6 protein-coding genes are annotated in these 6,362 nt (G+C 57.7%); 1 reads left to right on the forward strand and 5 read right to left on the reverse strand.

Annotation, left to right across the window (positions count from 1 at the left end; all coding sequences use genetic code 11):
- Positions 1-22 precede the first annotated feature (22 nt).
- Positions 23-1,207, reverse strand: a complete 1,185-nt coding sequence (locus MDG893_RS20000; RefSeq protein WP_007155663.1) for a thiolase family protein — start codon at positions 1,205-1,207, stop codon at positions 23-25.
- A 65-nt stretch (positions 1,208-1,272) separates the two neighbouring features.
- Positions 1,273-2,370, reverse strand: a complete 1,098-nt coding sequence (gene zapE / locus MDG893_RS20005; protein WP_007155664.1) for a cell division protein ZapE — start codon at positions 2,368-2,370, stop codon at positions 1,273-1,275.
- 264 nt (positions 2,371-2,634) lie between these two features.
- On the opposite strand from zapE, the gene MDG893_RS20010 reads away from it, so the two are divergent.
- Entirely contained in the window at positions 2,635-3,072 is a 438-nt protein-coding gene (locus MDG893_RS20010) for a Z-ring associated ZapG family protein (RefSeq protein WP_007155665.1), read from the forward strand.
- Positions 3,073-3,079: 7 nt separating this feature from the next.
- Here MDG893_RS20010 and MDG893_RS20015 read toward each other — a convergent pair whose 3' ends face one another.
- Genes MDG893_RS20015 through hisD form a run of 3 tightly spaced genes read right to left on the reverse strand, consistent with a single transcriptional unit; the run spans position 3,080 to position 6,228 of the window.
- Positions 3,080-3,823 (reverse strand): Nif3-like dinuclear metal center hexameric protein, encoded by a 744-nt coding sequence (locus MDG893_RS20015; protein WP_007155666.1) that lies wholly within the window; start codon positions 3,821-3,823, stop codon positions 3,080-3,082.
- Positions 3,824-3,857: 34 nt separating this feature from the next.
- Positions 3,858-4,913 (reverse strand): histidinol-phosphate transaminase, encoded by a 1,056-nt coding sequence (gene hisC / locus MDG893_RS20020; protein ID WP_007155667.1) that lies wholly within the window; start codon positions 4,911-4,913, stop codon positions 3,858-3,860.
- Complete coding sequence (hisD, locus tag MDG893_RS20025) at positions 4,906-6,228, reverse strand: histidinol dehydrogenase (RefSeq protein ID WP_007155668.1); 1,323 nt, start codon at positions 6,226-6,228, stop codon at positions 4,906-4,908. Before hisD ends, hisC begins: the two co-directional genes overlap by 8 nt.
- Positions 6,229-6,362 lie beyond the last annotated feature (134 nt).

Below are 6,362 nucleotides of genomic sequence, written 5' to 3' on the forward strand. Positions count from 1 at the left end.
GGTCGAGGCTTGCCACAAACCGTTAAAGCATCTCAATAGCCATGGCTGTCGCCTCACCACCACCGATACAAAGCGCCGCAACGCCCTTCTTCTTACCGTAGTGCTTGAGCGAGTGCATCAGGGTCACCAGCAGGCGGGAGCCGGTGGAGCCAACCGGATGGCCCTGGGCGCAGGCGCCGCCGTGGATATTGACCTTCTCCGGGTCCAGGCCGAGTTCGCGGATGGGCATCATGGCCACCATGGCGAAGGCTTCGTTGATCTCGAACAGGTCCACGTCATCTTTTGTCCAGCCGGTTTTGGCGAAAAGGGTTTCGATGGCACCCACCGGAGCGCAGGTGAATTCCGACGGATGCTGGGACTGGGTGCTATGGGCAACAATCCGAGCCAATGGTTTGAGGCCGCGCTTTTCCGCTTCGGATTCACGCATCAGCACCAGTGCTGACGCACCATCCGATATTGACGAGGCATTGGCCGCGGTGACCGTGCCGTCTTTGGCGAACGCCGGGCGAAGGCTCGGGATCTTCTCGATATTGGCGTTGTGAGGCTGCTCGTCGTCCTCAACCACCACCTCGCCTTTGCGGGTTTTGACGGTGACCGGGATGATCTCGTCTTTCAGCAGTCCTTCTTCAATGGCTTTCTTGGCCCGGGTCAGGGAGGAAATCGCGTATTCGTCCATCTCTTCCCGGGTGTAGCCTTTCTTGTCAGCCATTTCCTGGGCGAAAGCCCCCATCAGCCGACCGGTTTCCGCGTCTTCAAGGCCATCCAGGAACATGTGGTCCTGAGGCGCCTGGCCAGGCCCCATGCGGTAGCCACCGCGAACCCCCTGAAGGATGTACGGTGCGTTGGACATGCTCTCCATGCCACCGGCAACCATAATGTCGTTGGTGCCCGCCTTGATCACATCGTGTGCAAACATGGCGGCTTTCATGCCCGAACCGCACAGCTTATTGATCGTAGTGGCACCAGTGCTGTCCGGTAGTCCTGCCTGGCGCATGGCCTGACGAGCCGGGCCCTGCTTGAGCCCTGCGGGCAGAACGTTACCCATGATCACTTCCTGCACATCTGCCGGCTGCAACCCGGCACGGCGGATGGCTTCGGCAATACTGATAGCGCCGAGCTCCGGTGCAGAAACCGCGGCCAGGCTGCCCTGAAATCCGCCCATGGGGGTGCGCACACCGCTGACGATGACGACGTTATCTGTGCTCATTACTTGATCTCTCTATCGTTGGGGTCGTTCGTTATCGGACTGAGTTTCGTTCAATCCGACGCCTATCAGGCCTTGTGAGGCGCTTCGAGGTATTCTCTGGATTGCATTTCCAGCAACCGGGACTCTGTGCGCTCAAACTCAAACCCCAGCCGCCCGCCGGCATACAGGTCCGTGATTGAAGCCTCCGCGGAAATGATAACCTTGACGTTTCGATCATAGAATTCGTCGATCATATTTATGAAGCGCCGGGCCTGATCATCCTTGTCTTTTCCCAACACCGGCACATTACTGATAATCACGGCGTGGAATTCCCTCGCCAGCTCGATGTAGTCGTTCTGGCTACGAGGGCCGTCACACAGGGTTTTGAAATCAAACCAGACAACGTCATCCGCGTGGCTGAGGGCTCTCAGCTTGCGGCCGTTGATATCCAACTCCAGGCTGTGGCTGCCCGCCTCAAGCGCTAACCCGTCGTAACTTTTCTGGAGACTCTTGTCGGCATCGTCATCCAGAGGGAAGTGGTACAGCTCAGCCTGCTCCAGGGTTCTCAGGCGATAATCCACACCGCCGTCCACATTCACCACTTCGGTGTGTTTCTTGACCAGCGCGATGGCGGGCAGGAAGCGGGCGCGCTGCAAGCCATCCCTGTAAAGCCCGTCAGGTACGATATTGGAGGTACAGACCAGGGTCACACCACGGCTGAATAGGCCATCCATCAACGTTGCCAGTATCATGGCGTCACCGATATCGGAAACAAAAAATTCGTCAAAGCAGATCACCCGGGTTTCGTCCGCAAACATCCTCGCCACGATATCCAGAGGGTTTTTCTCACCCTTCAGGCTCTTCAGTTCCTTGTGAACCCGCTGCATAAAACGATGGAAGTGAACCCGCATCTTGCGGTCAAACGGCAGAGCCTCATAGAACGTATCCATCAGGTAGGTCTTTCCACGACCCACACCGCCCCAGAAGTACAAACCCTTAACCGGGTCTTCCTTGCCCTTCCTGAACTTGAGGCGAAGTTTGACCATCGGTTTGTCACGCTCCCTTTCCGCCGCCACCAGTTTGTCGTAAAGTGACTGCAAACGGCGGACCGCATCTTCCTGAGCCGGGTCTTTGTGAAACTCGGGCCGCTCGAGGTCCTGCTGGTATCGTTCCCATGGGGTCATATGGGTAGTGGTCATACGGATTCGCTTTTGGGGTGTCATTAAGGCGTTTCCCGAAGTATGGTCATTCATAACGGCGGCGTATTGTGGCCGATTTTGGCTTTTTTCGCCACGTTCAACACCCTGAGAAACCGCTGCAACAGCGGGGGCGAGCCAGACATACGACGCAATACGACGATTGGCGCACGAGGCAATCGTGCGTGAACGGGCCTTGGGACGGTATACTTTGGGAAGGAATTCCTATTCATCAAAAGGATCACACAGCTTATGACAAACCTGATTCTGGCAGCCATCGCCGCATTGATTGTTGGCATTGTCATCGGAGTACTGGTTGGCCGGTCCGGTCAGGGCTCTACGCTGCGGCAGCGCCGGGCTGAACAGCAGATCGAGGAGCTGAGAAACGAGTACACACGCTATCAGGCGCAAGTGAACGAGCACTTTATGGAATCCGCGCATCTGCTGCGCCGCTTTAACGACACCTACCGGGACGTGAACCAGCACATGGCGCGGGGCGCCAACCGCCTGTGCAACGACGAAGACTGGCTGCTGGAGCTTGAGAAAGAGAACGCCAAGGCGCGTCTGGAAGGTGCCGCCAGCAAGGATGATGCAGAGCCACCCCGGGACTACGCCCCCAAGAGCGACCCCCAGGAAAAAGGCACCCTGGCCGAAGACTTTGGTCTGGCCGAAAAACAGCAGAAAGCCTGACGCTTACTTACACCGGATTATCGCAGTCGATAAACCGGTGGCTTATCCCAAACGCTTGCTCCAGGGCCCGACCCAGGGCCTGAACACCATATCGCTCAGTGGCGTGATGGCCGGCTGCGAAGTAATGAATACCGCATTCGCGGGCAGTATGGGTAGTGGGCTCTGAAATCTCGCCACTGATGTAAGCATCCAGCCCAGCCTCCAATGCACTGTCAATGAATCCCTGAGCTGCGCCGGTACACCAGCCAACTCTGGAAATCTCCGCGGAACCGCCCCCAACCCAAAGCGGCGAACGTGCCAGACGCTCTCCGATCAGATCGGCGAACGCCTGGGGCGCCATGGGGACATCCAGCTCACCCTGCCACACAAGTCCGCCCAGCGGCCGGGGATTGAGAATGCCCAACACGTCGGCCAACTGCCGGTTGTTGCCATACTCGGGGTGATCGTCCAACGGCAGGTGGTAGGCAACCAGATTGATATCGTGGTCCAGCAGGCGCTTGATCCGGTCCCGCTTCATGCCACGGATGGCCTGATCCTCACCCTTCCAGAAATACCCATGATGCACCAGGATCATGTCGGCATCGGCTTCGATCGCCGCGTCCATAAGCGCCCGGGAAGCCGTGACACCACTGATTATGGTGCGGACCTCTTCGGCACCCTCAACCTGCAGACCGTTAGGACAATAGTCTTTGAAGTCTTCCGGGGCCAGCCAGTCGTTCAGTGTGCGGAGTATCTCATTGCGTGAAGCCATGCTGCCTCCGTGGGATTGTCTTGAATGTCTCGTGTTACACCAACGGTTTAAGACACTCAACCAGTCGCTTGTTCTGGTCTGCCGTGCCAATGGTGATGCGCAGGAAGTCCGAGATACGGGGCTTATTGAAGTGGCGCACGATGACGCCCTGCTCCCGAAGCCCCTTCGCCAGTGCTTCGCCGGCGTGATCTGGATGACGCGCAAGGATAAAATTGGCCTTCGAGGGCAATACGTCAAAGCCCAAGGCTTCCAGTTTCGAGGTCACCCACCCCCGCTCGCCAACGACGCCTTCACAAGTGGCCTTAAACCAGTCTTCATCCTCAAATGCCGCAATGGCGCCCGCCTGAGCCAGACGGTCGAGAGGATAGGAGTTGAAGCTGTTCTTGACGCGATTCAGGGCCTCGATAACCTCCGGGCTGCCAATGGCGAAACCGACGCGTAACCCGGCCAGGGAACGGGCCTTGGACAGCGTTTGGCAGACCAGAAGGTTGGGATACTTTCCCACCAGCTTGATCGCACTCTCTCCGCCGAAATCCACGTAGGCTTCATCCACAACTACAACCCGGTCGGGATTGGCGGCAACGATAGCCTCAACCTTATCCAACGCCAGGTAACGCCCAGTAGGCGCATTGGGATTGGGGAAGATGATTCCGCCGTTCGGCTGCTTATAGTCTTTCGGATCAATTTCAAAGCTGTCGGTCAGCGGTACCGTTTTGCCCTCGATGTTGTAGAGACCGCAATACACCGGATAAAAACTGTAGGTGATATCGGGGTACAACACAGGCTCACCATGCTGGAACAGACCGTAAAATATGTGTGCCAGCACTTCGTCGGAGCCGTTACCGAGGAAAACCTGCTCACCCTGCACGCCGTAGTAATTCGCGATGGTGCTTTTCAGGGCCTCACTTTCGGGGTCCGGGTATAGCCGAAGGTTGTCATTCAGCTCAGTGTTGATCGCCTCGATCACCCTCGGAGACGGGCCGAACGGGTTCTCGTTGGTATTCAGTTTCACGAGGTTGGCTATTTTCGGCTGCTCCCCCGGTACATAGGGGACCAAGTCTTTGACCCGCGAACTCCAGAACTTACTCATCGGACTGGCCCTCCCGAACCCGATACTCCGCAGAACGGGCGTGAGCCGTTAACCCCTCTCCACGCGCCAGAACAGAGGCAACCCGCCCCATCCTGTCGGCACCGGCTGCAGAAAAGCCGATCAGCGACGACCGTTTCTGGAAATCATAAACCCCCAACGGCGAGGAGAAACGCGCCGTCCCGGACGTCGGCAGTACATGGTTCGGCCCGGCGCAGTAATCGCCCAGCGCCTCTGCCGTATAGCGCCCCATAAAGATAGCACCGGCATGACGAATCTCGCCCACCAGGCTGTCCGGATCTTCCACCGAAAGCTCCAGGTGCTCCGGCGCAATACGATTGGAAACGCGAGCAGCTTCGGACAAGTCGGCCACGTGAATCAATGCAGCCCGATCCGTCATCGAGGTCGCGATGATGTCGGCCCGCTCCATGGTCGGTAGCAGCTTGTTGATGCTGGCTTCCACGGCATCCAGGAAATCGGCGTCCGGGCTGATGAGAATGGACTGAGCCTGCTCATCGTGCTCGGCCTGGGAGAACAAATCCATGGCAATCCAGTCCGGATCGGTCTTGCCGTCGCAGATCACCAGAATCTCCGACGGACCGGCAATCATATCGATGCCGACAGTCCCGAAAACTTCGCGTTTGGCAGTGGCCACAAAAATATTGCCAGGGCCAACGATTTTGTCGACAGCCGGAATGGTTTCCGTGCCATACGCCAGCGCCCCTACCGCTTGGGCACCGCCCACGCAAAACACCCTATCCACTCCCGCAATCGCCGCAGCAGCCAGAACCATGTCATTCACCACACCATCCGGCGTAGGAACCACCATGATCACCTCGCCCACGCCCGCGACCTTTGCCGGGATAGCATTCATCAACACGGAAGACGGATAAGCGGCCTTACCACCGGGCACATACAGCCCTGCACGATCCAGCGGAGTCACTTTCTGCCCGAGAACCGTGCCGTCATCGTCTTCATACTGCCAGGACGCCTGGTTCTGACGCTCGTGATAATCACGCACCCGCTCGGCGGCTTTCTCCAGGGCAACACGCTGATCCTGGGGAATGGCGCCCAAAGCCTTCTGTAAGCGGTCCTGCCCCATTTCCAACTCGGCAACGGAGCCGACCTTCAGACGATCAAACTTCTCCGTGAACTCCAGAACCGCCGCATCCCCGCGGGTTTTCACCTCGTGCAGGATATGACGAACCGACTCATTCACCTGATGATCCACACTGTCTTCCCACGCCAAAAGCTTGGCCAGCGCAATGTCAAAGTCACTGTCGGAAGCGTTCAATCGTCTGATGCTGATATCGGTCATTTCGTCTTTCCTGCTCTGCGGGATTCTCCCCACGGTTTGAAAGTCACTTTCTCGAAGGCACGGAAAAGGCCCGGGAACGGGTCAGGAAGGGCTTTCCAAAACTGTACGGAGCCATGGATGGCGGAGTCCAAGCG

The sequence above is a fragment of the Marinobacter algicola DG893 genome, from assembly GCF_000170835.1.
GTDB classification, from domain to species: Bacteria; Pseudomonadota; Gammaproteobacteria; order Pseudomonadales; family Oleiphilaceae; genus Marinobacter; species Marinobacter algicola.

What these genes read in the sequence shown, in the direction of transcription:
- MDG893_RS20010 (WP_007155665.1), top strand. Translation starts at nt 2,635, where the DNA reads ATGACAAACCTGATTCTGGCAGCCATCGCCGCATTGATTGTTGGCATT.
- MDG893_RS20000 (WP_007155663.1), bottom strand. Translation starts at nt 1,207, where the DNA reads ATGAGCACAGATAACGTCGTCATCGTCAGCGGTGTGCGCACCCCCATG.
- MDG893_RS20015 (WP_007155666.1), bottom strand. Translation starts at nt 3,823, where the DNA reads ATGGCTTCACGCAATGAGATACTCCGCACACTGAACGACTGGCTGGCC.
- zapE (WP_007155664.1), bottom strand. Translation starts at nt 2,370, where the DNA reads ATGACCCCATGGGAACGATACCAGCAGGACCTCGAGCGGCCCGAGTTT.
- hisC (WP_007155667.1), bottom strand. Translation starts at nt 4,913, where the DNA reads ATGAGTAAGTTCTGGAGTTCGCGGGTCAAAGACTTGGTCCCCTATGTA.
- hisD (WP_007155668.1), bottom strand. Translation starts at nt 6,228, where the DNA reads ATGACCGATATCAGCATCAGACGATTGAACGCTTCCGACAGTGACTTT.